Annotated in this window: 25 protein-coding genes; 21 read left to right on the plus strand and 4 right to left on the minus strand. The window is 73.3% G+C overall.

Annotation, left to right across the window (positions count from 1 at the left end; all coding sequences use genetic code 11):
• Window positions 1-3 precede the first annotated feature (3 nt).
• Entirely contained in the window at window positions 4-471 is a 468-nt protein-coding gene (locus WD794_01035) for a cytochrome c oxidase subunit 4 (GenBank protein ID MEX2288895.1), read from the plus strand.
• A gap of 655 nt (window positions 472-1,126) precedes the next feature.
• Window positions 1,127-2,158 (plus strand): L-glyceraldehyde 3-phosphate reductase, encoded by a 1,032-nt coding sequence (gene mgrA / locus WD794_01040; GenBank protein ID MEX2288896.1) that lies wholly within the window; start codon window positions 1,127-1,129, stop codon window positions 2,156-2,158.
• A 66-nt stretch (window positions 2,159-2,224) separates the two neighbouring features.
• Here the strand turns inward: mgrA and WD794_01045 are convergent, their stop codons facing one another.
• Window positions 2,225-2,971, minus strand: a complete 747-nt coding sequence (locus tag WD794_01045; protein ID MEX2288897.1) for a peroxide stress protein YaaA — start codon at window positions 2,969-2,971, stop codon at window positions 2,225-2,227.
• Window positions 2,972-3,025: 54 nt separating this feature from the next.
• On the opposite strand from WD794_01045, the gene WD794_01050 reads away from it, so the two are divergent.
• Genes WD794_01050 through WD794_01060 form a run of 3 tightly spaced genes read left to right on the plus strand, consistent with a single transcriptional unit; the run spans window position 3,026 to window position 7,486 of the window.
• Window positions 3,026-3,616: a hypothetical protein gene (locus WD794_01050; GenBank protein ID MEX2288898.1), complete on the plus strand. Its 591-nt coding sequence runs from the start codon at window positions 3,026-3,028 to the stop codon at window positions 3,614-3,616.
• Entirely contained in the window at window positions 3,613-5,730 is a 2,118-nt protein-coding gene (locus WD794_01055; protein ID MEX2288899.1) for a bifunctional polysaccharide deacetylase/glycosyltransferase family 2 protein, read from the plus strand. Before WD794_01050 ends, WD794_01055 begins: the two co-directional genes overlap by 4 nt.
• Before the next feature lie 40 nt (window positions 5,731-5,770).
• Entirely contained in the window at window positions 5,771-7,486 is a 1,716-nt protein-coding gene (locus tag WD794_01060; protein ID MEX2288900.1) for a proline--tRNA ligase, read from the plus strand.
• A gap of 44 nt (window positions 7,487-7,530) precedes the next feature.
• Here WD794_01060 and WD794_01065 read toward each other — a convergent pair whose 3' ends face one another.
• From WD794_01065 to WD794_01075, 3 genes are read right to left on the minus strand one after another with little or no spacing between them, the layout of a single operon-like run.
• A complete protein-coding gene (locus tag WD794_01065; protein ID MEX2288901.1) occupies window positions 7,531-7,950 on the minus strand; it encodes a ferritin-like domain-containing protein in 420 nt (139 codons plus the stop codon).
• The gene (locus WD794_01070) at window positions 7,947-8,438 is read right to left on the minus strand and encodes a hypothetical protein (protein ID MEX2288902.1); all 492 of its coding nucleotides are present in this window, start codon (window positions 8,436-8,438) and stop codon (window positions 7,947-7,949) included. Before WD794_01070 ends, WD794_01065 begins: the two co-directional genes overlap by 4 nt.
• A gap of 19 nt (window positions 8,439-8,457) precedes the next feature.
• The gene (locus WD794_01075; GenBank protein MEX2288903.1) at window positions 8,458-9,537 is read right to left on the minus strand and encodes a hypothetical protein; all 1,080 of its coding nucleotides are present in this window, start codon (window positions 9,535-9,537) and stop codon (window positions 8,458-8,460) included.
• Between the two features lie 230 nt (window positions 9,538-9,767).
• Here WD794_01075 and rimP point away from each other — a divergent pair, with 230 nt between their 5' ends.
• The 16 genes from rimP to WD794_01155 all read left to right on the plus strand — a co-directional run bounded on the left by rimP (window position 9,768) and on the right by WD794_01155 (window position 25,369).
• Entirely contained in the window at window positions 9,768-10,271 is a 504-nt protein-coding gene (rimP, locus tag WD794_01080) for a ribosome maturation factor RimP (protein MEX2288904.1), read from the plus strand.
• The gene (nusA, locus tag WD794_01085; protein MEX2288905.1) at window positions 10,268-11,311 is read left to right on the plus strand and encodes a transcription termination factor NusA; all 1,044 of its coding nucleotides are present in this window, start codon (window positions 10,268-10,270) and stop codon (window positions 11,309-11,311) included. Before rimP ends, nusA begins: the two co-directional genes overlap by 4 nt.
• Window positions 11,312-11,394: 83 nt before the next feature.
• A complete protein-coding gene (locus WD794_01090; GenBank protein ID MEX2288906.1) occupies window positions 11,395-11,670 on the plus strand; it encodes a YlxR family protein in 276 nt (91 codons plus the stop codon).
• Window positions 11,671-11,754: 84 nt separating this feature from the next.
• Window positions 11,755-14,586, plus strand: a complete 2,832-nt coding sequence (gene infB / locus WD794_01095; protein MEX2288907.1) for a translation initiation factor IF-2 — start codon at window positions 11,755-11,757, stop codon at window positions 14,584-14,586.
• Window positions 14,587-14,768: 182 nt separating this feature from the next.
• Window positions 14,769-15,065 (plus strand): DUF503 domain-containing protein, encoded by a 297-nt coding sequence (locus WD794_01100; GenBank protein MEX2288908.1) that lies wholly within the window; start codon window positions 14,769-14,771, stop codon window positions 15,063-15,065.
• Window positions 15,066-15,077: 12 nt separating this feature from the next.
• Complete coding sequence (rbfA, locus tag WD794_01105; protein ID MEX2288909.1) at window positions 15,078-15,551, plus strand: 30S ribosome-binding factor RbfA; 474 nt, start codon at window positions 15,078-15,080, stop codon at window positions 15,549-15,551.
• Complete coding sequence (locus WD794_01110) at window positions 15,548-16,558, plus strand: bifunctional oligoribonuclease/PAP phosphatase NrnA (GenBank protein ID MEX2288910.1); 1,011 nt, start codon at window positions 15,548-15,550, stop codon at window positions 16,556-16,558. The genes rbfA and WD794_01110 overlap by 4 nt, the downstream gene beginning before the upstream one ends.
• Window positions 16,555-17,424, plus strand: coding sequence for a tRNA pseudouridine(55) synthase TruB (truB, locus tag WD794_01115; GenBank protein ID MEX2288911.1), 870 nt, complete (start codon window positions 16,555-16,557; stop codon window positions 17,422-17,424). Before WD794_01110 ends, truB begins: the two co-directional genes overlap by 4 nt.
• A 60-nt stretch (window positions 17,425-17,484) precedes the next feature.
• Complete coding sequence (locus tag WD794_01120) at window positions 17,485-18,432, plus strand: bifunctional riboflavin kinase/FAD synthetase (GenBank protein ID MEX2288912.1); 948 nt, start codon at window positions 17,485-17,487, stop codon at window positions 18,430-18,432.
• A 56-nt stretch (window positions 18,433-18,488) separates the two neighbouring features.
• A complete protein-coding gene (locus WD794_01125; protein MEX2288913.1) occupies window positions 18,489-18,878 on the plus strand; it encodes a response regulator transcription factor in 390 nt (129 codons plus the stop codon).
• A 140-nt stretch (window positions 18,879-19,018) separates the two neighbouring features.
• Window positions 19,019-19,288, plus strand: coding sequence for a 30S ribosomal protein S15 (gene rpsO, locus WD794_01130; protein MEX2288914.1), 270 nt, complete (start codon window positions 19,019-19,021; stop codon window positions 19,286-19,288).
• Window positions 19,289-19,514: 226 nt separating this feature from the next.
• Entirely contained in the window at window positions 19,515-21,722 is a 2,208-nt protein-coding gene (locus WD794_01135) for a polyribonucleotide nucleotidyltransferase (protein ID MEX2288915.1), read from the plus strand.
• A gap of 72 nt (window positions 21,723-21,794) precedes the next feature.
• Window positions 21,795-23,042, plus strand: a complete 1,248-nt coding sequence (locus WD794_01140) for a pitrilysin family protein (GenBank protein MEX2288916.1) — start codon at window positions 21,795-21,797, stop codon at window positions 23,040-23,042.
• Window positions 23,039-23,764 (plus strand): 4-hydroxy-tetrahydrodipicolinate reductase, encoded by a 726-nt coding sequence (gene dapB / locus WD794_01145; GenBank protein MEX2288917.1) that lies wholly within the window; start codon window positions 23,039-23,041, stop codon window positions 23,762-23,764. The genes WD794_01140 and dapB overlap by 4 nt, the downstream gene beginning before the upstream one ends.
• Window positions 23,761-24,213 (plus strand): hypothetical protein, encoded by a 453-nt coding sequence (locus WD794_01150; GenBank protein MEX2288918.1) that lies wholly within the window; start codon window positions 23,761-23,763, stop codon window positions 24,211-24,213. The genes dapB and WD794_01150 overlap by 4 nt, the downstream gene beginning before the upstream one ends.
• Window positions 24,206-25,369 carry a nucleotide pyrophosphatase/phosphodiesterase family protein gene (locus tag WD794_01155; GenBank protein MEX2288919.1) on the plus strand — a complete coding sequence of 388 codons (1,164 nt, stop codon included), beginning with the start codon at window positions 24,206-24,208 and terminating at the stop codon, window positions 25,367-25,369. Before WD794_01150 ends, WD794_01155 begins: the two co-directional genes overlap by 8 nt.
• Window positions 25,370-25,574 lie beyond the last annotated feature (205 nt).

The following is a 25,574-nucleotide window of genomic DNA, read 5'->3' on the forward strand; positions in this document are numbered from 1 at the left end:
GAGATGAAGATCGAGGGTTACCTGTTCGCCTTCATCGCCGTGTTCCTGGTGCCGACGACGATCGTCTACTGGGTGCTGTCGGGCGATCCCACCGGTACGACCTGCCTGGCGCTGTCGATCGGGCTGGCCTTCATGGTCGGCTACTACCTGCTGTTCACGGCCCGCCGCATGGAGGCGCGTCCCGAGGACCGGCCGGATGCCGAGATCAGCGAGGGATCCGGGGAGATCGGCTTCTTTCCGCCGCACTCGTGGTGGCCGATCGCGATGGCCGGTGCGTTCACGGTCACCTGCCTCGGCCTGATCATGGGCCCCTTCCTCGTGATGATCGGCGGCCTCTTCCTCGTGATCACGGTGCTGGGTTTCCTGTTCGAGTACTACGTGGGCATCAACCGCTCGCAGGGCCAGACGCTCGGCGCTCTGGAGGCGATGGGCGAGCGGCCCACCAGCGTGCACAAGTTCCTGGGCGAGTAGGTCCGCAGACCACCACGGTGCCTCCCGGCCGCGGCGCACAGGATCTCCTGAAGCGGTCGATGCAGGACAGGCCGAGAACTGCAGAGGCTCGGCCTGGCCTGCAACACCCGGCGCACGTACGGGGGTCGGGCGGCGCCGGGCGTGCGGGGCTCACAGCACCACTCGCGCGGTGACGCCGCAGAGCCGTGGTCCCGTGTCGGCCCGGGCCCGCCACGCAACTGCCAGTAGCGGCTGCCCGGTCGCACCATCGGACATCCCTGCCGCGAGCGAGCGGCCCGACCAAGATCTTCACGCCTGGTGATCTTTTGGTTGCTGGATTCGCAGCGGACACGCCGGCGTGTCTGCTGCGAATCCGGTCTCCAGAAGATCAACTGCCGACGAGCAGCCGTACGAGAAGGCCGGGCCATCGGGGCGGTTCCGGCTCGGGCAGGCTGATCTTGGTGCCAGTGCCTCGCACAAGCGGGCGCTGCTGGCACCGAGAACCGGCGTGGCCGGAGCTGGACCTCCTGAGGTGGCGGTAGCGGCTGCCCCGTCGCCCGACGTATTGCGACGTCGCGGAGCCGCCAGTAGCGGCGGCCGCTGGCGGGGGACCCGCCGCGGGGGCGAACGGGGTGCGCCTCGCACCCCGCGACGCTCCGCTCCGTAGGGTCGGGGGATGGCCGACGCGTACCTCCCTGCCCCGGACCGCTACGAGCAGATGACCTACCGCCGATGCGGGCGCAGCGGCCTGCGTCTGCCATTGCTCTCGCTCGGCTTCTGGTGGAACTTCGGGGACGACCGCCCGATCCAGACGCAGCGGGCGGTGGTGCGCCGAGCCTTCGACCTCGGCATCACGCACTTCGACCTGGCCAACAACTACGGCCCGCCGTACGGCTCGGCAGAAGCCAACCTCGGGCGGATCCTGCGCGAGGACTTCCGCGGGCTGCGCGACGAGCTGGTGATCAGCACCAAGGCCGGTTGGGACATGTGGCCCGGGCCGTACGGCGACCTCGGCTCACGCAAGTACCTGCTGGCCAGCCTGGATGCGAGCCTGCAGCGGCTGGGGCTGGACCACGTCGACATCTACTACCACCACCGGCCGGACCCCGACACCCCGCTCGAGGAGTCGATGGGTGCGCTGCACAGCGCGGTCCAGTCGGGCAAGGCGCGCTACGTCGGCATCAGCTCCTACGGCGACGCGCGCACGGCCGAGGCGGTCCGGATCCTGCGCGAGCTCGGGACACCGCTGCTCATCCACCAGCCGAGCTACTCGATGCTCAACCGGTGGATCGAGGAGGCGCTGCTGGATGTCCTCGACCGTGCGGGCGTCGGTTGCATCGGCTTCACCGCGCTGGCGCAGGGGCTGCTGACCGACAAGTACCTCGACGGGATGCCCGAGGACAGCCGGATGGCGCGCTACTACAGCCTGGACGCCGGTCAGCTGACCGAGGACAACGTCGGTCGCCTGCGTGGGCTGAACGCGATCGCCGGGCGGCGGGGGCAGACCCTGGCGCAGCTGGCGCTCGCCTGGGCGCTGCGCGACCGGCGGATGACCTCGCTGGTCATCGGCGCCAGCAGCGTCCGGCAGCTGGAGGAGAACGTCGCCGCGCTGGACCGGCTCGACTTCTCCGCCGAGGAGCTCGCCGAGATCGATCGCTTCGCCGTCGAGGGCGGCGTCGATCTCTGGCGGTCGGTCAGCGTGCAGTAGCCGCTCGCTCCCACGCTGTCTGTTCCCGGACCTGTCCGCCGGTGCGCCTGCGTGTCGCGCAGTGACTCAGCGGCCGCGGGCGGTCGCGAGCCCGTGCAGGACCAGGTCCACCCGTCGGTCCTGCACCTCGACGACGTCGGCCACGGATGCGCCGGCCGCCGCGACGTCGGCCACACTGCGGGCGCCCCGCTCGCACAACTCCCGGGCCAGCAGCCCCTTGGTGTACTTGTTGTCGTGGCTGACCACCGTCCGCGCGCCGTCGGTCTCGCGCAGCACCCGTACCTGCACCGCAGCCGGCACCCGGGCCAGCGCCGCGTACGGCCCCGACCGCAGGTCGACCACCAGCCCGCGGTGCGCCGCCAGCTCCGGCTCGAGCACCGGGCGCCAGGCAGCCGTCAAGGCGCCGACGCCGGGCAGTGAGGTGCCGGCGGACAACCGGTACGCCGGGATGCGGTCCGTCGGGGACAGCAGGCCGAACAGCGCGCTGGCCACCCGCAGCGAGCCGTTCGCCCGGCGCCGCCCGGCCGGCGACAGGGTGTCGTACGACAGTGCCTCGTACAGCACGCCGGTGTAGCGGCGCAGCGCGGGCAGACTCGCCGATGTCGTCAGCCGGGCGTCCTTGTCCACCTCGCCCGGCGGGCAGCCGAGGACCACCCGCAGCTGTTCCGGGTCGTCGCGCGCCGCGGTCTGGAGCGCCCCGACCAGCCGGTCACGGACCGGGGTCAGCAAGGGGTGCGACAGCGCCGCCAGGTCCAACGCCGCGCTCCCACCGCCCGTGGCCTTGCCCTCGGACGGCGGCAGCAGGACGAGCACCCGGACACGCTAGCCGGGACCGGCCTCGGACCCAGCAGTCCCACGAGGGGGTGTGTGGTCGGCGACGCGGTGCCGCCGACCACCGCAGCGACAATGGTGGGCATGGCCGCCCGGCATGCACGCGTGCGCACCGAACCGGTCTTCGTCGACTCCAGCGGCCGCCGGTCGCGTCTGGTCGCCCGCACCTGTTGGGCCCTGGGCGCCCTGGGAGTGGCCTACGTCGGGCTGATCGTGGTGTCCCTGCTGCTGCCGCCGGGGCTCTCCCGGCTGGCCGTCCCCGGCCTCGGGCCGGTGCTGCCCGGTCCCGCGGCCGCGCCGCTGGGTGCGGCCGAGGGTGAGCCGGGCGGCCCGGAGGTGCTGCTCGCACCCGAGCGGCCGCGCCCGAGTGACACCGGCGCGGAGCCGGGTCGCAGCGCCCCGGCCGACGCCGCGTCGTCCCGTGCGACGGGTTCGCCCGCGCCGCCGCTCCCGCCCGTGCCGCCGTCGCCCCCGGCCGCGGCTGCGACCACCCCGGCCGGCGCGACGCCGCCCGGGCAGCAGCCGTCGGGCGCGCCCGCCAGGACGGCTCCCGCTCGCACGGCGCCGCCCGGTCAGGTCGGCCGCTCACCGAGGCCCCGCCCGTCGAACGACCGTGGTCCGAGGTGAGCGCGCGACGCAAGAGGCTGCCCGCCGCGCACTGGGGCCTGCTGGGGGTGGTGCTGGTCACGATGCTGCTGAGCCTGTTCCTGCAGGGGCTGACGCGCGACGTCGGCCCGACCCGGACCGCAGACGGCGCAGGCGACGCCGCGCAGGTGGCCGGCGGGGGAGCGATCGTCTACGGCGGGGCCGGCGGGCAGCTCGCGTCGCGGGGCCTGCCGGACAGGACGGTCGCGCTCACCTTCGACGACGGCCCCGACCCGCGCTGGACACCGCAGGTGCTCGATGTGCTGGCGCACGAGTGGGTTCCCGCCACCTTCTTCGTCACCGGCGCGGCGGCGGCCCGCAGCCCGGAGCTGGTGCGTCGGACGCTGCGCGCGGGGCACGAGATCGGCAGCCACACCTGGTCGCACGCGCCGCTGACGCCGGCCGCCGGCTGGAGGCGCAACCTCGAGCTCTCGCTCACCCAGCTCGGACTCGCCGGCAGCGCGCAGGTGACCAGCGCGCTCTTTCGGCCGCCGTACTCCTCGGAGGCCGCCGCCCTGACCGAGCCCGATCTCGGGATGCTGCGGCAGGTCACCGAGGCCGGCTACGTCGTCGTCCTGAGCGACCGCGACCCGAAGGACTGGAGCTCGCCGGGCGTCGACTCGATCGTCGCGGACGCCGGGCCGGTGGGCGATGCGGGTGCCGTGGTGCTCCTGCACGACGCCGGCGGCGACCGTACGCAGACGGTGCAGGCGCTGCCCCGGCTGATCGCGGACTACCGCGCCCGTGGCTACCGGTTCACCACCGTCTCGGGTGGGCTCGGGCTGGCCCCCACCGCGGGGGTCCAGCCGGCGACGGCGCTGGGGGGCCTGCAGGGCGACGGCCTGCTGCTGGCGCTGCGCGGCTCCGACCTGCTGGTGACCGTCGTGCGCTGGGCCGTCGTGCCGCTGCTGATCCTGGTGCTGGTGCGCACCTTCTTCGTCGTCGCGCTCGCCCGCCGGCACGTCCGGCTGTCGGCTCGCCGCATCGCAGGCGCACCGCACCTGCCGCCCGTGAGCGTGCTCGTACCCGCCTACAACGAGGAGGTCGGGATCGCCCAGGCGGTCCGGTCGCTGGTCGCGAGCGACTACCCCGACCTGGAGGTCGTCGTCGTCGACGACGGATCGACCGACCGCACGGCGCAGATCGTGCGGGACCTGGCCCTGCCGCGCGTACGGCTGGTGCAGCAGCCCAACGGCGGCAAGGCCGCGGCGTTGCACACCGGCACCCGCGAGGCGGCTCACGACGTACTGGTGATGCTCGACGGCGACACCGTCTTCGAGCCGTCCACGATCCGGGCGCTCGTGCAGCCGCTGCGTGACCCGCGGGTGGGTGCGGTCAGCGGCAACGTCAAGGTCGGCAACCGGAGCGGCCTGCTCGGCCGGTGGCAGCACATGGAGTACGTCGCCGGCTTCAACCTCGACCGTCGGCTGCTCGACCTGCTGCACTGCATCACCACCGTCCCCGGCGCCGCGGGTGCGTTCCGGCGGGAGGCGGTCGAGGCGGCCGGCGGGATGAGCACCGACACCCTCGCCGAGGACACCGACGTGACGATGGGCATCCTGCGGGCCGGTTACCGCGTGGTGCACGAGGAGCGGGCGCGCGCCTGGACGGAGGCCCCCAGCAGCTGGAACGACCTGTGGAAGCAGCGGTACCGCTGGGCGTACGGGACGCTGCAGGTCGTCTGGAAACACAAGGGGGCGCTCGTCGAGGGCGAGCGGCTCGGACGCATCGCCCTGCCGATGCTGCTGCTGTTCCAGGTCGTGCTGCCGCTGCTCGCACCGGTCATCGACGTCTTCGTGGTCTACGGGCTGCTGGCCGGCAACGCGCGCACCGTACTCGGCACCTGGCTGGCGTACATGGGCCTGCAGCTGGCCCTCGGGGCGTACGCGCTGCGGCTGGACGACGAGTCGTGGCGGCCGCTGTGGGCGCTGCCGTTGCAGCAAATCGTCTACCGCCAGCTGATGTACCTGGTGGTGATCCAGGCGCTGGTCAGCGCGCTGTCCGGCATCCGGCTGCCGTGGCACAAGCTCGAGCGGACCGGGATGGACGACGCGGCGCTGGCCACGGCCGCAGTGCCGGCAGGAGCCCGCCGATAGGCTCGCCCAGCCGTCTACCTGGAGGTCCTCCGTGCTGCGCATGTCCACCCTGTTCCTGCGCACCCTGCGTGAGGACCCGGCGGATGCAGAGGTCCCGAGCCACCGGCTGCTGGTGCGCGCCGGCTACGTCCGCCGGGTCGCGCCCGGCGTCTACTCCTGGCTGCCGCTGGGCGTGCGGATGCTGGCGAACGTCAGCCGGGTGGTGCGCGAGGAGATGGACCGGATCGGCGCGCAGGAGGTCCTCTTCCCGGCGCTGCTGCCGCGTGAGCCCTACGAGAGCAGTGCGCGGTGGACGGAGTACGGCGACCTGCTCTTCCGGCTGAAGGACCGGCGCGGCAACGACTACCTGCTCGGGCCGACGCACGAAGAGCTGTTCACCCTCATGGTCAAGGGCGAGTACAGCTCGTACAAGGACCTGCCCGTCCTGCTCTACCAGGTCCAGACGAAGTACCGCGACGAGGCGCGGCCGCGCGCCGGCATCCTGCGCGGGCGTGAGTTCGTGATGAAGGACAGCTACTCCTTCGACCTCGACGACACCGGGCTGCAGCGCTCCTACGACCTGCACCGCGAGGCCTACGTCCGCATCTTCGACCGGCTCGGCATGGACTACCGGATCGTGTCGGCGGTCAGCGGCGCGATGGGTGGCAGCGCCTCCGAGGAGTTCCTCGCCCCGGCGCCCACCGGCGAGGACAGCTTCGTGCAGTGCACGGCCTGCGACTACGCCGCCAACACCGAGGCCGTGCAGCTGCGTGCTCCCGAGCCGCTGGACCCGGAGGCCCAGCCGGCGATGGAGGTGCTCGACACCCCGGACACCCCGACCATCGCCACCCTCGTCGCCGTGCTCGAGGAGCTGGGTCACGACGTCCCCGCCAGCGGGACGCTCAAGAACGTGGTCGTGCTGCTGCGCTGGCCGGACGGCAGGACGGCACCGCTGGTCGTCGGCGTGCCCGGCGACCGCGACGTCGACGTCAAGCGGCTGGAGGCCAATGTCGCTCCCGCGGAGGTGCTGCCGTTCGAGAAGTTCGAGGACTTCCCCCAGCTGGTGAAGGGCTACATCGGGCCGCAGGGACTCGAGGGGATCCGCTACGTGGTCGACCCCCTCGTGGTCGACGGCAGCGGCTGGGCGACCGGCGCCAACGAACAGGGCAGGCACGCCGTCAACGTGGTGCTCGGCCGCGACTTCGCGTCGGCCGACGTCGTGCCGGCCGCCGAGGTGCGGGCCGGCGACCCGTGCGGCCGCTGCGGTGCACCCCTCGAGATCGGCCGCGGCATCGAGATCGGCCACATCTTCCAGCTCGGGCGCAAGTACGCCGATGCCTTCGGGCTCGATGTGCTCGGACCGGACGGCAAGCCGGTCCGGGTGACGATGGGGTCCTACGGCATCGGCGTCTCGCGGGCCATCGCCGCGATCGCCGAGCAGTCCCACGACGAGAAGGGGCTCGTCTGGTCCCGCGAGGTCACGCCGGTCGACGTCCACGTGGTCGGGCTCGGCAAGGGCGAGCAGAAGCCCGAGGCGGAGCGGGTCGCGCGCGAGTTCGAGGCGCGCGGGCTGACCGTGCTGCTCGACGACCGGGCGAAGGTGTCCCCCGGTGTGGCGTTCAAGGACGCCGAGCTGCTCGGCATCCCGACCTCCGTCGTGATCGGCAAGGGGCTCGACGAGGGAGTCGCCGAGCTGCGCGACCGGGCGTCGGGTCAGGCGCGGCCGGTGCCGCTGACCGAGCTGATCGAGACGGTGTTCGCCGAGGTGCGGGGATAGGTGCCTGCTCGGCTGGTCGGCAGCTGCCTGCTGCCGCCGGCAGCTCAGCCGGCGCCGGGCCAGGCCACCGTCGGGGGCGCGATCCCTGCCTGCTGCCGCCACTGCGCCGCCCGCACGGCGCACTCCTGCAGTCCGGTGACCGCCAGCGTGCGCAGCTGCCGGTCATCCGTGCCGGCGACCAGGTCGCGCCAGCGCACCGCCATCCCCTCCTCGAGCCTGGTCGCCAGCGCCAGCGCCTCGGCGGCGGAGCCGACCGCGACGTCGTACGCCGGCGGCGGTGGCTCGGGGTCGCCGCCGTGCTCGCGCAGCCGGGCGGCGAGCTGGTCGCGCCGCGCGCGGTGGCTGTCGTAGGCCAGCAGCGCCAGCCGCCGCGGCTGCTCGTCCAGCCGCGCGCCCAGCAGGCCGTAGCCGTAGACGGTCGCGTGCTCGGCCTCGAGCAGCGTCGTGAGCAGCGGCAGGCTCACGCGAGCGCCACCGGGTGGCTGAACTCGCTGGCCGCCAGCGCCGCGAGCAGGCCGGCCAGCTCGCGCGACGCCTCCAGGCAGGCCGCACCGTGCGCGATCGCGGCCTCCCGCTCCGCGATCGTCAACCCCTCCAGGGCGGCGGCTGCCGTCGCGGCCGGGGGTACCGCCGGTGCCGGTCGCGACGAGGCGGGCGCCGAAGGGGTGTCGAAGGGGGTGTCGGAGGGCTCCGGTCCGGTGAGGGCGGCCAGGTGCTCGGCGTGCTCGGCGCGTAGGGGCGTCAGCCGGGCGGCGAGGGCCGGCAGCACGAGCAGCACCGCGTCGTACTCCCTCAGCAGCGATCGCTCGCGCCCGACCGCCTGCTCACGCAGGACGTCATCCGGGTCCGGCGGGGGCGGCGGACCGTCGTCGGTGCAGGCCGCCAGCGGCAGTACAGCAGCGGCGGCGAGCAGTGTGCGGCGGCTGACCACCGGTCCCGCGCACGCCCCCATCCTCGGTAGCCAACCAGAGTCAGCCCAGCTGCAGGTCCTCGGCCACCGCTGCGCTCAGCAGCGCCGCCACGGGCAGCACGTCCTGCGCTGCCTGCCGCAGCGCCTCCGGCGCCCCCGGCTCAGCCGCCGCCTCGGCGTCGACGGCCCCGACCAGCGAGCTCAGCGCCGGCTCGAGCTCGACCACGGCGGTGCCTGCGGGCAGCCCGCGGACGTGCTCGGCGAGCAGGCGCGCGAGCTCGGTCGGATAGCCGCGCACCGGCCCGTCCTGCGCGACGCCCGCCCCGCCTGCCGCGCGCGCGGCGGCGTAGGCCTCCAGCCGGCCCAGATGGACGGTCCACGACCGCAGGAAGGCCGCCCGCAGCGCGGGATAGGCCTCGCCCAGCAGGTCGGCGAGCGCCACGGCGTTGGCCTGCAGCGCCTGCCGGGCGTCGGCGGCCGCGGGTCCGGGTGCGCGCAGCTCGCGGGGCAGCGCCCCCGCCAGGGAGGCGTGCTCGGTCAGCAGCCCGGTGAGGTCCGCCCGCAGCCTGGCGGCGCTCGTGCCCGCGGGACCCAGCCCCCGGTCCTGCGCGATCCCGGCGGCCAGCAGCCCCGCGAGCGCGGCCGCTTCCCGCGCCGCCGCCCGCAGCCGCGAGTACTCGTCCACCCTGCCGACGGCCAGCTGCGCCTGCACCTGGCCGGACAGCGCTTCGGTGACCTCCGCGGCGTCGAGCCCGGGCACCACCTGCCGCAGGACCTGCGCCAGGTCGCGCTGCCCCCGGTCCAGCTCGCTGCGGGCCGCGCCCGCCACGCCGGCCGTCCCGTCCGCCAGCGCCACGGCGTGCCCGGCCGACAGGCGGTCGTCCTGGTGCAGCGCCTCGAGCACCGGCCCGGCTGCCCCCGGGTAGCTGTCGACGAGCACCTGGGCCAGCCGGCCGGACACGGACTCCAGGGCCTCCAGTGCCCCGACCGCCGGTGCGTCCCCGATCTGCCCGCCGGCCGCGGCCACGGCGCGGGTGGCTGCGGCGATGACATAGCTGCGTTCGACGAGCAACGCCGTGAGGGCCGCCTGCAGCTCCGCGACCGGTGAGGAGGCGGCGGCCGCGCCCAGACCCGCGGCCACGGCAGGAGAGGGCTGCGTCGCGGCGGGGGCAGGGGAGCACCCGACGACCGTGAGGCAGGTCAGGACCAGCGCCGCCAGCCGCAAGACCGGTACACGCGGGGCCGGAGACAGGAGAGGGCGCATCAGCCGGGTGTTCGCGCCCCGGACCCCGCCGGATGGGCGGGCGCTTCCCGCTAGGCTGACGACGGCACGCGCACGGCACTCCACAACCGCAGAGAGGCAGGGACCCGATGGCTGCCTCCGCCGCTCGGCTGAGCGAGCTGGTCCGCACCGAGGTGGCCACCGTCGGCTACGACCTCGAGGACCTCACCGTCACCGCTGCCGGCCGGCGCAGCGTCGTCCGGGTCGTGATCGACAAGGACGACGGCGTGACCCTCGACGAGGTCGCCGACGTCAGCCGCACGATCAGCGACCTGCTCGACGCGCTGGACGGGGCCGAGCCGGAGCTGCTCGGCCCGACCTACGTGCTGGAGGTCTCCTCACCCGGCGTCGACCGGCCGCTGACCGAGCCGCGGCACTGGCGCCGCAACGTCCACCGGCTGGTCACGGCCACCCTGCGAGAGGGTGGGTCGGTCACCGGCCGGGTGCTGTCGGCCGACGAGCACGCGGTCCGGCTGGATCTCGACGGCACCGAGCGCGTGCTGCCGTACGTCGAGGTGGTGCGGGGCGAGGTCCAGGTGGAGTTCGCCCGCAGGAACGGGGCTGACGAGGCTCAGGAGGAACAGACGCCGTGAAGATCGACATGGCCGCCCTGCGCGGGCTGGAGCGGGAGAAGGAGATCTCCTTCGACCTGGTCGTCGGTGCCATCGAGACCGCGCTGCTGACCGCCTACCGGCACACCGAGGGGGCCCAGCCGCACGCCCGCGTCGAGCTGGACCGCAAGAGCGGCGAGGTCGCGGTGCTGGCCCAGGAACTGGCCGAGGACGGCACGGTCGTCCGGGAGTACGACGACACCCCCGAGGGCTTCGGCCGGATCGCCGCCAGCACCGCCAAGCAGGTCATCCTGCAGCGCCTGCGCGAGGCCGAGAGTGCCTTGTCCTACGGCGAGTACGCCGGGCGGGAGGGTGACGTGGTCTCCGGCATCGTGCAGCAGGCTCCGCAGCGTCCCGGTGCGCCACCGAACCGCAACGTGATGGTCAAGCTGGGCACCACCGAGGACGCCCTCGAGGCCGTCCTGCCGCCCGGTGAACAAGTCCCCGGTGAGGTCTACGCCCACGGGAGCCGGCTGAAGTGCCGGGTCGTGACGGTCGTGCGCGGGCAGCGTGGCGCGCAGGTGACGGTGTCGCGCACCCACCCGGAGCTGGTGCGGGGGCTGTTCGCCCTGGAGGTGCCGGAGATCGCCGACGGGTCGGTCGAGATCGCCGCGCTGGCCCGGGAGGCCGGCCACCGCACCAAGATCGCCGTACGGTCGACGGTCGCCGGGTTGAACGCCAAGGGCGCCTGCATCGGCCCGGTCGGTAGCCGGGTCCGTAACGTCACCCTCGAGCTGCACGGCGAGAAGATCGACATCGTCGACTGGTCGGCCGATCCGGCCCGCTTCGTCGCGAGCGCCCTGTCGCCGGCGCGGGTGAACTCCGTCGAGATCGTCGATCCGGTGCAGCGTTCCGCGCGGGTCGTCGTGCCGGACTACCAGCTGTCGCTGGCCATCGGCAAGGAGGGTCAGAACGCCCGACTGGCGGCCCGGCTCACCGGCTGGCGGATCGACATCCACAGCGATGCCGAGAGCGCCGAGCCGGGGGCCGTCGAGGTACCCGCCGCCGACCCCGCTCCGTGACCCCGCGGCGTCGTGCCCCGGCGCGGAGCCCGCAGGCGGTAGACTCGGATCCGGCTCGCCTCCCGGGTCCGCAGCGCACCTGTGTGGGCTGCCGGGCGAAGGCGGCGAAGTCCGACCTGCTGCGCGTCGTCGGTGTCGAGGGCCAGGCTGGGAGCATCCAGTTGACCCCCGACCCCGCCGGGCGCCTGCCGGGACGAGGGGCCTGCGTGCACCTCGACCCCCGGTGCATCGACCTCGCCGACAAGCGGCGGGCGTTCCCCCGGGCCCTGCGCCTGGCCGGACCGCTCGACGTGTCGCCGGTGCGGGAGCACGTAGCAGGAGTCAGCCCACCAACCGATCAGAGCGGATCTCCTCGATGAGCACTCGATGAGCCAGTCCCGATGAGCACGCCCATGCAGTAACCACCAGGCGCGGGAACGACCCGGGCCGTACAAAGGAGCACAGTGCCCGGAAAAGCCCGAGTCCATGAGCTCGCCAAAGAGCTCGGCATGGACAGCAAGAGCGTACTGACCTGGTTGAAGGACAACGGCGAGTTCGTCAAGTCCGCCTCCTCGACCGTCGAGGCCCCCGTCGCGCGCAAGCTGCGCGAGGCCTTCCCGGCCGCTGCACCGGCTCCCGCTGCCAAGGCGGTCGCCAAGCCGGCGGCCGCTGCGCGTAAACCCGCAGCACCTGCCGCTCCCGCTGAGCCTGCGGCTCCCGCCGGGCCTGCAGCCTCCCCGGCTGCCCCGGCCGGCGCGCCGCGTCCCGGAGCGCCGATGCCCGGCCCGGTGCGCCCGGCCGCCGCGGCTGCCGCTCCGGCGGCGCCCGCTGCCCCGGCCCCCGGCGGCCGACCGGCGCCCGGACCGCGTCCGGGCAACAACCCCTTCAGCTCCCCGTCCGACGGCACGCCGGGGATGCCCCCGCGGCCGCCGGCAGCCCGCCCGGCCCCGTCGCCCGCGCCCGGCCTGCCGCCGCGCCCGGGCGGACCCGGTGCAGCGCCCTCACCCGCGGGCATGCCCCGCCCGGGTGGTTCGGTGCCCGGCATGCCGCCCCGTCCGGCGGCGGCGCGTCCCGCCCCGGCCGGTCCGCGCCCCGGTCCGGGCATGTTCCCGCCCCGGGCGGGTGGTCCGGCCGGTCCCGGCGCCGGTGGTCCCCGCCCCGGCCCAGGCATGTTCCCGCCCCGCTCCGGTGGCACAGGTGCGCGCCCGGGTATGCCCGGCGCCCGTCCCGCCGGTGCTCCGGGAGGTCGTCCCGGTGGTGGCCCCGGTGGTCCCGGTGGCGGTGGCGGCTTCGCCGGCCGTCCCGGTGGCGGCGGTTTCGGTGGCCGTCCCGGCGGTCCCCGCGGTGGTGCCGGCCGTGGTGGTCCCACCCCCGGTGCGTTCGGCCGCGGTCCCGGTGGCCGGCCGACCCGCGGGCGCAAGAGCAAGAAGCAGCGGCGTCAGGAGTTCGACAACCTGGCCGCTCCGACGATGGGCGGCGGCATCGCCCGCGGCAACGGTGAGGCCGTCCGGCTGACCCGTGGGGCCTCCCTGGCCGACTTCGCGGACAAGATCAATGCCAACCCGGGCTCGCTGGTGCAGGTCGCGTTCACCGAGCTGGGCGAGATGGTGACGGCGACCCAGTCGTGCACCGACGAGACCCTGCTGCTGCTGGGCACGCACCTGGGCTACAACGTCTCGATCGTCAGCCCCGAGGAAGAGGACGCGGCGCTGCTGGAGCGCTTCGACCTCACCTTCGGCGGCGACTACGACGAGGAGGCCGACCTGGTCTCGCGTCCGCCGGTCGTGACGATCATGGGTCACGTCGACCACGGCAAGACCAAGCTCCTCGACGCCATCCGCTCCACCGATGTCGTCAAGGGCGAGGCCGGTGGCATCACCCAGCACATCGGCGCCTACCAGGTGCACCACCCGGTCGAGGGCGGGGTGCGCGAGCTGACCTTCATCGACACCCCGGGCCACGAGGCGTTCACGGCCATGCGTGCCCGTGGTGCCAAGGTCACCGACATCGCCGTGCTGGTGGTGGCGGCCGACGACGGTGTCAAGCCACAGACGATCGAGGCGCTCAACCACGCGCAGGCCGCCGAGGTCCCGATCGTGGTCGCCGTCAACAAGATCGACAAGGAGGGGGCCGACCCCGCCAAGGTGCGCGGCCAGCTCACCGAGTACGGCCTGGTGGCCGAGGAGTACGGCGGCGACACGATGTTCGTCGATGTCTCCGCGCTGGCCGGCCGTGGTCTGGAGGAGCTGCTCGACGCGATCCTGCTGACGACCGATGCCGCGCTCGAGCTGCTCGAGGACGCCAGCGTCGACGCGCAGGGCGTCGCCATCGAGGCCCGGCTCGACAAGGGCCGCGGCGCCGTGGCGACCGTGCTGGTGCAGCGCGGCACGCTGCGCGTCGGTGACTCGATCGTCGCCGGTGACGCCTTCGGTCGCGTCCGGGCCATGCTCAACGAGCGGGGCGAGAACGTCCAGGAAGCCAGCCCGGGTCAGCCGGTCCAGGTGCTCGGCTTCACCAGCGTCCCCGGCGCCGGTGACAACTTCCTCGTCGTCGGGGAGGACCGCGTCGCCCGCCAGATCGCCGAGCAGCGGGCTGCCCGGGAGCGCAACGCCGCTCTCGCGCAGAGCCGTGGGCGCCCGACGCTGGAGTCGCTGTTCGACCGCCTCAAGGAGGGTGAGAACACCCAGCTCAACCTCATCCTCAAGGGTGACGTGTCCGGTTCGGTCGAGGCCGTCGAGGACGCGCTGCTCAAGATCGAGGTGAGCGACGAGGTGTCGCTGCGGATCATCCACCGCGGCGTCGGCGCGATCACGGAGAACGACGTCACGCTGGCGTCCGCCTCCGACGCCGTCATCCTCGGCTTCAACGTCCGGGCCGAGGGCAACGCCCGCGACCTGGCCGACCGCGAGAACGTCGACGTCCGCTACTACTCGGTCATCTACGCCGCGATCGAGGACGTCGAGGCGGCCCTCAAGGGCATGCTCAAGCCGGAGTACGAGGAGGTCTCGCTCGGCACCGCCGAGGTCCGCGAGGTCTTCCGGGTGCCGAAGATCGGCAACATCGCCGGCTCGATCGTGCGCAACGGCCTGATCCGCCGCAACACCAAGGCCCGGCTGCTCCGCGATGGGGTCGTCGTCAAGGACGACCTGTCGGTGGAGTCGCTGCGCCGCTTCAAGGACGACGCGACCGAGGTCCGCGAAGGATACGAGTGCGGTATCGGCCTCGGGAAGTTCAACGACATCAAGACCGGTGATGTGATCGAGACCTGGGAGATGCGGGAGATTCCTCGCACGTAAGTCCGCCTTCGGGCGGTGGTCTTGCTCCGGGCCTGGCGGCTCCTCCGTCGCCGCTTCTACGGCCCTTCCGCAAGACCACCGCCCTGCGGCTCGTCCGCGGTGGCTCCCACCCACCCAGGCCTCACCGGTCACCGATCTCGCTGTCGTCGACCTCGTCGCGTCCCGCAGGAAGGGCAGGAGAGGTGTTCACGGGTTCTCTTGCTCTGGACGTGCTCTTGGGGGACGTGCACAGCCTCAAGGAGAAGCGGTCGGTGGTGCGGCCGATCGTCGCCGAGCTCAAGCGCAAGTTCGAGGTCAGCGCGGCCGAGGCGGGGCACCTGGACCTGCACCGGCGGGCGCTGATCGGGGTGGCGGTGGTCGCTGCAGACGCCCAGCACGTGCGTGCTGTGCTGAGTGCCTGCGAGCGACTCGTCGCGGACCGACCTGAGGTCGAGGTGCTCTCGGCCCACCCGCAGCTGCACAGCTCCACCGACGAGTAGGAGAGGACTCCCATGGTCGACGTCGCGCGCGCCCGCAAGCTCGCCGTACGGATCCGTGAGGTCGTGTCCATGACCCTCGAGACACAGGTCAAGGACCCGCGCCTCGGCATGGTCACGATCACCGACGCGAAGGTCACCCCCGACCTGCGCGAGGCCACGCTCTATTACACGGTCTACGGCAGCGACGAGGAGCGGCACAGCAGCGCCCTGGCGCTCGAGTCGGCCAAGGGCGTGCTGCGCAAGACGGTCGGCCAGCAGACCGGGGTGCGCTACACCCCGTCGCTGCAGTTCGTCGCGGACGTCGTCCCCGAGACGGCGGGCAAGATCGAGGAGCTGCTCGCGCAGGCCAGGGCCGAGGACGCCCGGGTGCACTCGATCGCGGAGAGCGCCAGCCCCGCAGGCGAGGCCGACCCGTACCGCGTTCCCCGTGTCCAGGACGAGGCCGAGGACGACGAGGACGCTCTGCGCACGTCTGGACAAGAGTGAAGCCACCGAGCGCCGCTGACTGGAACTCGGTCGTCACGCTCCTGCGGAACGCAGACGAGGTGGCGCTGGCCTGCCACGTCGGTCCCGATGGCGACGCGCTCGGGTCGATGCTCGGACTCGGCGCGGCGTTGCGGTCGCTCGGCAAGCGGGTGGTCGCGTCCTGGGGCGGTGAGCCGTTCGAGGTGCCGATGTCCTACTCCTTCCTGCCGGCGGTCGACCTGCTCGTGCCGCCGGCGGACTTCCCCGTCGCGCCCGGGCTCTTCCTCACCTTCGACACCGGCAGCGCCGACCGGCTGGGCTCGTTGCAGGACCGGGTCGCCGGCGCAACCTGCGTCATCGTCATGGACCATCACGCCAGCAACACGCGGTACGGCGGGCTGCACCTGGTGGACCCGGGTGCGGCGGCGACCGCGGTCCTGGTGGCCGAGCTGGTCGACCGGCTCGGTGTGGCCCTGACACCGGAGATCGCCGCGCCGCTCTACACCGGGCTGGTCACCGACACCGGATCGTTCAAGTACTCCGCCACCACGCCGGCCGTGCACGAGCTGGCGGCGCGGCTGCTCGCCACCGGGATCCGACACGACCTCATCAGCCGCGCCATCTACGACACCGCCTCCTTCGACTACGTCCGCCTGCTCGGAGCGGCCTGCAGCCGGGCCGAGCTGGAGCCGGATGCGGTCGACGGGCTCGGGCTGGTGTGGACGGCCGTCGACGCGGCCGAGCTGGCCGGCTCGGGCCTCGGGCTGGCCGACGTGGAGGGAATCATCGACGTGCTGCGCACGGCGGAGGAGGCCGAGGTCGCGGTCGTGCTGAAGGGTGACCCGGTCGACGGCGGGTGGAAAATCTCCACCCGCAGCAAGGGCGCGGTCGACGTGGGGGCCGTCTGCACCTCGCTGGGCGGCGGTGGGCACCGCTTCGCGGCCGGGTTCAGCACCCGCGAGGCACCGCTGGCGGTGCTGGCCCGGCTGCGCGTCGCCCTGGCCGCCGCCCCGCACCTGGCTGCGTGAGCGCTCCCGACGGGCTGCTGGTCGTCGACAAGCCCGCCGGCTGGACGTCCCACGACGTCGTCGGCCGGGTCCGCCGGCTCGCCCAGACCCGCAAGGTGGGACACGCCGGCACCTTGGACCCGATGGCCACCGGCGTCCTGGTGCTCGGCATCGGGCGCGCAACCCGGCTGCTCGGCCACCTCGCGCTCACCGACAAGGCGTACGACGCGACGGTCCGGCTCGGGGTCAGCACGGTGACAGACGATGCGGAGGGTGAGGTGGTGCAGGTGCGGGACGCCTCCGCGGTGACCGACACCGCGCTGGCCAGCGCGATGGGGGCACTCACCGGTGACCTCCGGCAAATCCCCTCCTCGGTGTCGGCGGTGAAGGTCGAGGGTGTGCGGTCCTACGCCCGGGTCAGGGCGGGGGAGGCCGTCGAGCTTGCGCCACGCGCCGTGACCGTTTCCCGCTTCGCCCTGTCGGCCCGTCGCGGGGACGAACTCGACGTCGTCGTCGAGTGCACGTCAGGTACGTACGTGCGCGCGCTCGCCCGGGACCTGGGTGCCGCGCTGGGCGTGGGCGCCCACCTCACCGCCCTGCGCCGCACCCGGGTCGGGCCGTTCGGGCTGGACGTCGCCCGCACCCTCGAGCAGGCCGCCGACGACCTCGAGGTCGTGCCGCTGGACGACGCCGTGGGCGCGGCGTTCCCCCGCCGTGAGCTGACGGCCGACGAGGCGGTCGCGCTGTCCCACGGCCGGAAGCTGAACCCCAGCGGACACCCCGGCACGCTCGGCGCCTTCGCGCCGGACGGCCGCTGCATCGCGTTGTTGGAGGACCGCGACGAGGCAGCTCGGCCGACGGTGGTGTTCGCCCCGGCCGGCTCCTGACCTGGGCCTCCCCCGGTGGGCGGCGGCCCTCGACCAGCCGTCCGTGGCAGGCTGACCGGCGTGCAGCGCTGGCGTGGGGTGGAGAGCGCGCCGTCCGGCTGGGGCAGGTGCGTGGTGACGATCGGCGTGTTCGACGGCGTGCACCGGGGGCACCAGCAGATCATCGGGGCGGCGGTCCGGCGGGCCCGCGCGCTGGGGGTCCCGTCGGTGGTCCTCACCTTCGACCCGCACCCGAGCGAGGTCGTACGGCCGGGCAGTCATCCGCCGATGCTCACCGGCACCCGCGTCAAGGCCGAGCTGTTCGAGGCGCTCGGCGTCGACGTCATGTGCGTGCTGCCGTTCACGCTCGACTTCAGCCGCCTGGCGCCGGACGAGTTCGTGCACGCCGTGCTCGTCGAGCGCCTGCACGCCCGCGTCGTTCTCGTCGGCGAGAACTTCCGGTACGGGCGAAAGGCCGAAGGGAACGTCGTCTCGCTGACCACAGCGGGCCGGCGGTTCGGCTTCACCGTCGAGGGGGTGCCGCTGCAGGGTGACCAGGACACGACCTGGTCCTCCACCTACGTCCGCTCGTGTGTCGACGCCGGCGACGTGGAGGGGGCAGCGGCGGCGCTCGGCCGTGACCATCGGATCGACGGCGTGATCGTCCGCGGGGACCGGCGGGGCCGCGACCTCGGCTATCCCACCGCCAACCTCGAGCCGCTGCCGTGGAGCGCGGTGCCGGCCGACGGCATCTACGCCGGGCGGCTCCTGCGCGCCTCGGCGGCCCCGCTCCCGGCGGCGGTCAGCATCGGCACCAACCCGACCTTCGCCGGTCGGGAGCGGCGGGTCGAGGCCTACGTCCTGGACGCCGAGCCGGGCCTGGACCTCTACGGCGAGCACGTCGGGCTGTCCTTCGCCGCCCGATTGCGGGACACGCTGCGCTTCGACAGCGTGGAGCCGCTGTTGACCCAGATGGCCGAGGACGTCGAGCGGACCCGCACCGTGCTCGCCCGTCACCCGTATGGGTGAGTATGTGCCTGCTGCCGGCGGCCGACGCAAGAGGGGACACCCAGGAAGGAATCCACGTGACCAAGATTCTCGTCGTCGACGATGACGCCTCCGTTCGCCACCTCGTCCGCGACGTGCTGGAGGTCGAGGGCTATGACGTGGAGCTCGCCGAGGACGGTTTCGCGGCGCTCCGCCGGATCGAGGCCGGGCGGCCCGACTGCGTGGTCCTCGACGTCATGATGCCGGGGATGGACGGTCACGCCGTCCTGCAGCGCATCCGGGCCGGCGACGGCGGGTCCGCGCTGCCGGTGGTCATGCTCACCGCCGCGGCCGACGATCAGCAGGCCTGGCAGGCCTGGTCCGGTGGGGTCGACTACTTCCTCGGTAAGCCGTTCGACCCGTCGGAGCTGCTGCGCTATCTGGACTACCTGTTCGCCGGGGCCGAATCGCCGCTCGCCACCGGCTGACCGGTCGCCCGCGCCGCGGCCCGATCCTCCTGGGACGCTGCGCTGCTAGGCTGGTGCCCACGCCGGCGGAACCCGGCGGTGTGTCTGACTGCCCGGGTGCCGAAGACCCCGGGCGCACACCTGCGTACCGGAGGAATGTCGTGGCCCTGAGCACCGACCAGAAGAAGACGATCATGGCGGAGTACGCCACGGTCGAGGGCGACACCGGTTCGCCGGAGGTGCAGGTGGCGATGCTCACCAAGCGCATCATCGGCCTGACCGAGCACCTCAAGGAGCACAAGCACGACCACCACACCCGTCGCGGTCTGCTCGCGCTCGTCGGCCGCCGTCGTCGGCTGCTGAAGTACCTGGAGAAGACAGACATCGCGCGCTACCGCTCGCTCATCGAGCGATTGGGCCTGCGCCGCTAGACGATCAACAGGGGAGTGCCTCCCGAGGCGCTCCCCTTCGTCATGTGCCCGAAGTTGCAGGGCAACCCGTCCTGCGACGTCCCACGAGCCGGAGCTCCGCACGCGGACACGGTCCTCGGGAGTGGCCGTCGGAGCGTCTTGCAGAAGACAGCGCAGCCGACCGCCTCCACTGAGCACCGCGTCCCCGCGACAGGGCGACGGCGCGCAGTGAAGAGGAGTGGCCTGTATGGCCGATTCGAACAGCGAGAGCAACATCTACGGCAGCGAGTTCGTCGACGCCGTCATCCACAACCCGGGTGGCGCCTCCCGCACCATCCGACTCGAGACCGGCCGCCTTGCGCAGCAGGCCGCGGGAGCAGTGAGTGTCTACCTCGGTGACACGATGCTGCTGAGCGCGTGCACTGCCAGCAAGCGTCCCAAGGAGCACCTCGACTTCTTCCCGCTGACCGTCGACGTCGAGGAGCGGATGTACGCCGCGGGCAAGATCCCGGGCTCGTTCTTCCGCCGCGAGGGCCGGCCGTCCGAGGACGCGATCCTCACCTGCCGGCTCACCGACCGGCCGCTGCGCCCGTCGTTCAAGAAGGGCCTGCGCAACGAGGTGCAGATCGTCTCGACGATCCTGGCCCTGGACCCCGACCACCTCTACGACGTGCTCGCCATCAACGGCGCGGCGGCCTCCGTACTCCTGAGCGGCCTGCCGTTCAGCGGGCCGATCGGCGCGACCCGGGTCGCCTGCGTCCGAGGCGAATGGGTGGCCTTCCCCAGCCACAGCGAGCTGGCCGAGGCGACCTTCGACATGGTGGTCGCCGGCAGCCTGCTCGACGACGGTGACGTGGCGATCATGATGGTCGAGGCCGAGGCCACGGCCGACGTCTTCGAGATCGTGAACGGTGGCGGGACTGCGCCGACCGAGGAGGTTGTCGCCCAGGGGCTGGAGGCCGCCAAGGCCCCGATCGCCGCCATCTGCCGGGCGCAGAAGGAGCTGGCCGCCAAGGCCCCCAAGGCTCCGCTGGACTTCCCCGTCTTCGTCGACTACGAGGACGACGTGCTGCAGGCCGTGACCGAGGCCGGGGAGGCCGACCTCACCGCCGCGATGCAGATCGCCGGCAAGGCCGAGCGCGAGGAGGCGACCGAGGCGGTCAAGGGCAAGGTCAGGGCGGCTCTGGCCGAGCGGTTCGAGGGTCGCGAGGGCGAGGTCGGCGCGGCGTTCCGCGCGCTGACCAAGACCGTCGTCCGGCGCCGCATCGTCAAGGACGGCGCTCGCATCGACGGTCGCGGGCTCGAGGACATCCGCCAGCTCTCGGCCGAGGTCGAGGTGCTGCCCCGGGTGCACGGCTCGGCGCTGTTCGAGCGCGGCGAGACCCAGATCCTGGGCGTCACCACGCTGAACATGCTCCGGATGGAGCAGCTGATGGACACGCTCAACCCCGAGAACCGCAAGCGCTACATGCACCACTACAACTTCCCGCCCTACAGCACCGGCGAGACCGGCCGGGTGGGCTCCCCGAAGCGGCGCGAGATCGGCCACGGCGCGCTCGCCGAGCGGGCCCTGCTGCCGGTGCTGCCGAGCAAGGCCGACTTCCCGTACGCCATTCGCCAGGTGAGCGAGGCACTGAGCTCCAACGGCTCGACGTCGATGGGCTCGGTCTGCGCCAGCACGATGTCGCTGCTCAACGCCGGTGTGCCGCTCAAGGCGCCGGTCGCCGGCATCGCGATGGGTCTGGCCTTCGAGGGCGGCGAGTACGCCACGCTGACCGACATCCTCGGCGCCGAGGACGCGTTCGGCGACATGGACTTCAAGGTCGCCGGCACTCCGCAGTACGTCACGGCACTGCAGCTGGACACCAAGCTGGACGGCATCCCGAGCAACGTGCTCGCTGCTGCGCTGCAGCAGGCGCGCACCGCCCGCCTGGCGATCCTCGAGGTGATGAACGAGGCGATCGACGAGCCGGACGAGATGGCGCCGACCGCCCCGCGCGTCCTCACCGTCAAGATCCCGGTCGACAAGATCGGCGAGGTCATCGGCCCGAAGGGCAAGATGATCAACCAGATCCAGGCCGACACGGGCGCCGACATCACCGTCGAGGACGACGGCACCATCTACATCGGTGCCACCGACGGCCCGTCCGCCGAGGCCGCCCTGGCGACCGTCAACATGATCGCCAACCCGACGATGCCGAAGGTCGGGGAGCGCTTCCTCGGCACCGTCGTCAAGACCGCCGCGTTCGGCGCCTTCGTCAGCCTGCTGCCGGGCAAGGACGGCCTGGTGCACATCAGCAAGCTGGGCAACGGCAAGCGCATCGGCAAGGTCGAGGACGTCGTCAACGTCGGTGACAAGCTGCAGGTCGAGATCCAGGAGATCGACCAGCGTGGCAAGATCAGCCTCGTTCCGGTGTCCAGCGACACGCCGGCCGAGGCTCCTCCGGCCGAGTAGGACCCCTTGCCCGCGCGCACGAGAGCCCTCCCGGCGCGGCCGGGCGGTGCACCGGAGACGGTGTGTCGCTCGGTGCTGCCGGGGGGGCTTCGGGTCGTCTCGGAGGCCGTGCCCGGCGGCCGCTCGGTCGCCTTCGGCGTCTGGGTGGGCGTCGGCAGCCGTGACGAGCGACCGTCGCTGCACGGCGCCTCCCACTTCCTCGAGCACCTGCTGTTCAAGGGGACCGAGCGGCGTGATGCCCTCGAGATCTCCTCGGTCATGGACGCCGTCGGCGGTGAGATGAACGCCTTCACCGACAGGGAGTTCACCTGCTACTACGCCCGGGTGCTCGACGAGGACCTGCCGCTCGCGGTCGACGTCGTCAGCGACATGGTGCTGTCCTCGTCGGTGACCGCCGAGGACGTCGAGGTGGAGCGGGGGGTGATCCTCGAGGAGATCGCCATGCACGAGGACGACCCCGGCGACCTCGTGCACGACCTGTTCTGCTCCGCGCTGTTCGGCGACTCGCCGCTCGGCCGCCCGGTGATCGGCACGGTCGAGTCGATCGAGTCGCTGTCCCGCCCGGCCATCGCCGGCTTCTATCGACGGCGGTACGCCCTGCCGCAGATGGTGGTGGCCGCCGCCGGGGGGCTGGACCACGCCCGGCTCCTCCAGCTGGTGCACGGGGCCTTCGGCGACCGGCTGCGCGGCGACACCGCGCCGGCCGGCCTGCGGCCGAGCGACCGGGTGCCGGCGTCGTACAGCCGCGTCGTGCACGCGCAGCGGTCCAGCGAGCAGACCAACCTCATGCTCGGGACGACCGGGCTGCGGCGCGACGATCCGCGCCGGTTCGCCCTGTCGGTGCTGTCCGGCGGGCTCGGTGGCGGCATGTCAAGCCGGCTGTTCCAGAGCGTGCGCGAGGAGCGCGGGCTGGCCTACTCCGTCTACTCCTACGCCGCCGGGGCCGCCGACACCGGCCAGTTCGGCGTCTACGCCGGCTGCGCGGCCGGCAAGGTCGGCGAGGTCCTGGACCTGGTGCGCGCCGAGCTGGCCGACGTGGCCGCGCACGGACTGCGGGACGAGGAGGTACGCCGCAGCAAGGGGAACCTCCGCGGCTCGCTGGTGCTCGGGCTGGAGGACACCGGCTCGCGGATGACCCGGATCGGCAAGGCCGAGCTGGTACACCGCGAGGTCCTGACGCCTGACGAGGTGCTCGATCGGATCGCCGCCGTGACCCCCGACGACGTGCGCGCGGTCGCGCGTGACGTCCTCACCCGTCCGCTGTCGCTCGGGGTCGTCGGCCCCGTCGACGGCGCCGACCTCGAAGGAGCGATCGCATGACGCGTGTCGCCGTGCTGGGCGCCCGTGGGCGGATGGGGTCGGAGGTGGTGCGTGCGGTGTCCGCCGCGGAGGACCTGGAGCTGGCGGCCGCGCTGGATCTCGGCGACGACCTGGATCTGTCCGGCGCGGACGTCGCGGTCGACTTCACGCACCCCGACGCCGTGCTGGGCAACCTACGGGCCTGTGTCGACGCCGGCGTACACGCCGTGGTGGGGACCACCGGCTTCGACGACCAGCGCCTCGTGGAGGTGCGCCGGCTGCTGGAAGGCACCCGGGTCGGCATCCTCGTCGCGCCGAACTTCGGCATCGCGGCTGTGCTGATGATGCAGTTCGCCGCGCAGGCCGCGCGGTTCTTCGAGTCGGTCGAGATCGTCGAGCTGCACCACCCGCGCAAGGCGGACGCGCCCTCCGGCACCGCGCGGCGCACCGCCGAGCTGGTGGCCGCGGCGCGGGAGGGCATGGAGCCGATGCCCGACGCGACCTCCACCGCCCTCGAGGGCGCCCGCGGCGCGGACGTGTCCGGTGTCCGCGTCCATGCGGTGCGCCTCGCCGGGCTGGTCGCGCACCAGGAGGTCCTGCTCGGCGGGGCCGGGGAGAGCCTGACCATCCGGCACGACAGCTACGACCGGGCCTCCTTCATGCCGGGGGTGCTGCTCGGCGTGCGGTCGGTCGCCGCCCGGCCCGGGCTCACCGTGGGCCTCGAGGAGCTGCTGCAGCTTTGATCGGCCGTATCGGCGCCGCCTTCACCGTGCTCGTGATGGCCATGGTCAGCTCGGCGATGGCGGCCACCGGCGTCTCCTTGCTGGCCACCGGAGAGCTGGTCCAGATGGGCGTCGGGCTCGGTGTGCTGCTGCTCGTCGTCGTGGGGGTGGTGCTGGTCCTCGGTGAGGTGTGGCTGGGCGCCGCCAGCGCCCGGCTGGCCAGGGTCCTCGAGGCCGAGGGCGGGCTGCCGTACGACCCTCCGGACGTGACCCGGCTGGCCAGCGGGCGGCTGGAGAAGGACGACGCCGACCGCATCTTCGAGGCCCGCAAGGCCGAGGTCGAGACCGCGCCGGACGACTGGCGCTGCTGGTGGCGGCTGGCCGCGGCCTACGGCGAGGCCCGCGACCCGCGGCGTGGCCGGCGCGCGTTGCGCAGGGCGGTCTCGCTCGAGCGGGCCTCCCGTGGCTGAGACCGGCGGTGCCTGCGGTCCGCCGCCGGCCGTTCCCGCGTACGGACGGGCGAGCCTGGCCGATCTTTTGCCGGCGGTGCTCGCCTCGCTGGGTCTCCGGGGCGAGGCGGACGTCCTGGACCTGCCGCCCACGGCACGGGCGGTGGTGCTGCTGGTCGACGGGCTCGGCGCCGAGCTGCTGCGCCGGCACGCCGACGAGGCGCCGTTCCTGTCCAGCCTGCCTTCCCGCGACCTGACCGCAGGTTTCCCCGCGACGACGGTGGCGAGTCTGGCGTCCCTGGGCACCGGCCTGCCGCCAGGGCAGCACGGGCTGACCGGCTACACCTCCTGGGTGCAGGAGGTGGCGCAGACCGTCGGCTGGTTGGCCTGGTCGCCCGCTGCCGGCGGGGGAGACCTGCGCGAGCACCTGGTGCCGGAGCAGGTGCAGCCACGGCCGACCGTCTTCGAGCGGGCGGCCCTGGCGGGGGTCGCGGTGACGGTCGCCGCACCGGCGCACTTCGCGGGCAGCGGCCTGACGCGTGCCGTCCTGCGGGGCGGCAGCTACCGCGGCGCGGTGACGCCGGGCGATGCCGTGGCGACGGCGGTGACCGCGAGCCGGACCGGGTCACGCAGCCTGGTCTACTGCTACACCGCCGATCTCGACCTCGTCGGACATGTGCGTGGCGTCGACAGCGAGGCCTGGCGCAGCCAGCTCCGGCTGGTCGACCGCTTCGCCGAGGAGCTGGCCACGCGGCTCCCGGCCGGTACGGCGCTGCACGTCACGGCCGACCACGGGATGGTCGACGTGGAGCCCGGGGCGAGGGTCGACGTCGACGCCTCGCCCGTGCTCCGTGACGGCATGTCGGCCCTGGCCGGCGAGCCCCGGGCGAGGCACGTGCACGCCGTACCCGGTGCCGCCGCCGACCTGCTCGCCCGCTGGCGGGCCGAGCTCGGCGACCGGATGTGGATCGGCAGCCGGGCCGATGCCGTGGCGGCCGGGCTGTTCGGCCCGGTCGTCGACCCCCCGGCGCTGCGTCGGATCGGTGACGTCGTGGCGATCGCCACCAGCGGGGTGGCGGTGGTGCGGACGCAGCACGAGCCGATGCTGTCGTCCCTGCGCGGTCAGCACGGTGCCCTCACCGACCAGGAGCTGCTCGTCCCGCTGCTGAGCGGCTGACCCTGGCACGGTGATTGGCCGGGCCGGGCCGGGCCGGGGGCAGGGACGGGCTGAGCGGCGCTGGGCCGGGCTCGGCTGGGTCGGGCTGGGTCGGGCTGGGCCGGGCTGGGCCGGGCTGGGCGGGACTCCGAGACGCCGTGCGCACCGACATGTGCCGCGCAGCGCTGTGTGCACCACAGGTCAAGATTTCCGGATTCTTGACCTG

Source organism: Mycobacteriales bacterium, from assembly GCA_040902655.1.
In the GTDB taxonomy this organism is placed as follows: domain Bacteria; phylum Actinomycetota; class Actinomycetes; order Mycobacteriales; family SCTD01; genus SCTD01.

Excerpts from the sequence above, each read along its gene's own strand:
- WD794_01060 (MEX2288900.1), top strand. The coding sequence starts at position 5,771 with ATGTCCACCCTGTTCCTGCGCACCCTGCGTGAGGACCCGGCGGATGCA.
- WD794_01135 (MEX2288915.1), top strand. The coding sequence starts at position 19,515 with ATGGCCGATTCGAACAGCGAGAGCAACATCTACGGCAGCGAGTTCGTC.
- rbfA (MEX2288909.1), top strand. The coding sequence starts at position 15,078 with ATGGTCGACGTCGCGCGCGCCCGCAAGCTCGCCGTACGGATCCGTGAG.
- WD794_01070 (MEX2288902.1), bottom strand. The coding sequence starts at position 8,438 with ATGGGGGCGTGCGCGGGACCGGTGGTCAGCCGCCGCACACTGCTCGCC.
- dapB (MEX2288917.1), top strand. The coding sequence starts at position 23,039 with ATGACGCGTGTCGCCGTGCTGGGCGCCCGTGGGCGGATGGGGTCGGAG.
- mgrA (MEX2288896.1), top strand. The coding sequence starts at position 1,127 with ATGGCCGACGCGTACCTCCCTGCCCCGGACCGCTACGAGCAGATGACC.
- WD794_01035 (MEX2288895.1), top strand. The coding sequence starts at position 4 with ATGAAGATCGAGGGTTACCTGTTCGCCTTCATCGCCGTGTTCCTGGTG.
- rimP (MEX2288904.1), top strand. The coding sequence starts at position 9,768 with ATGGCTGCCTCCGCCGCTCGGCTGAGCGAGCTGGTCCGCACCGAGGTG.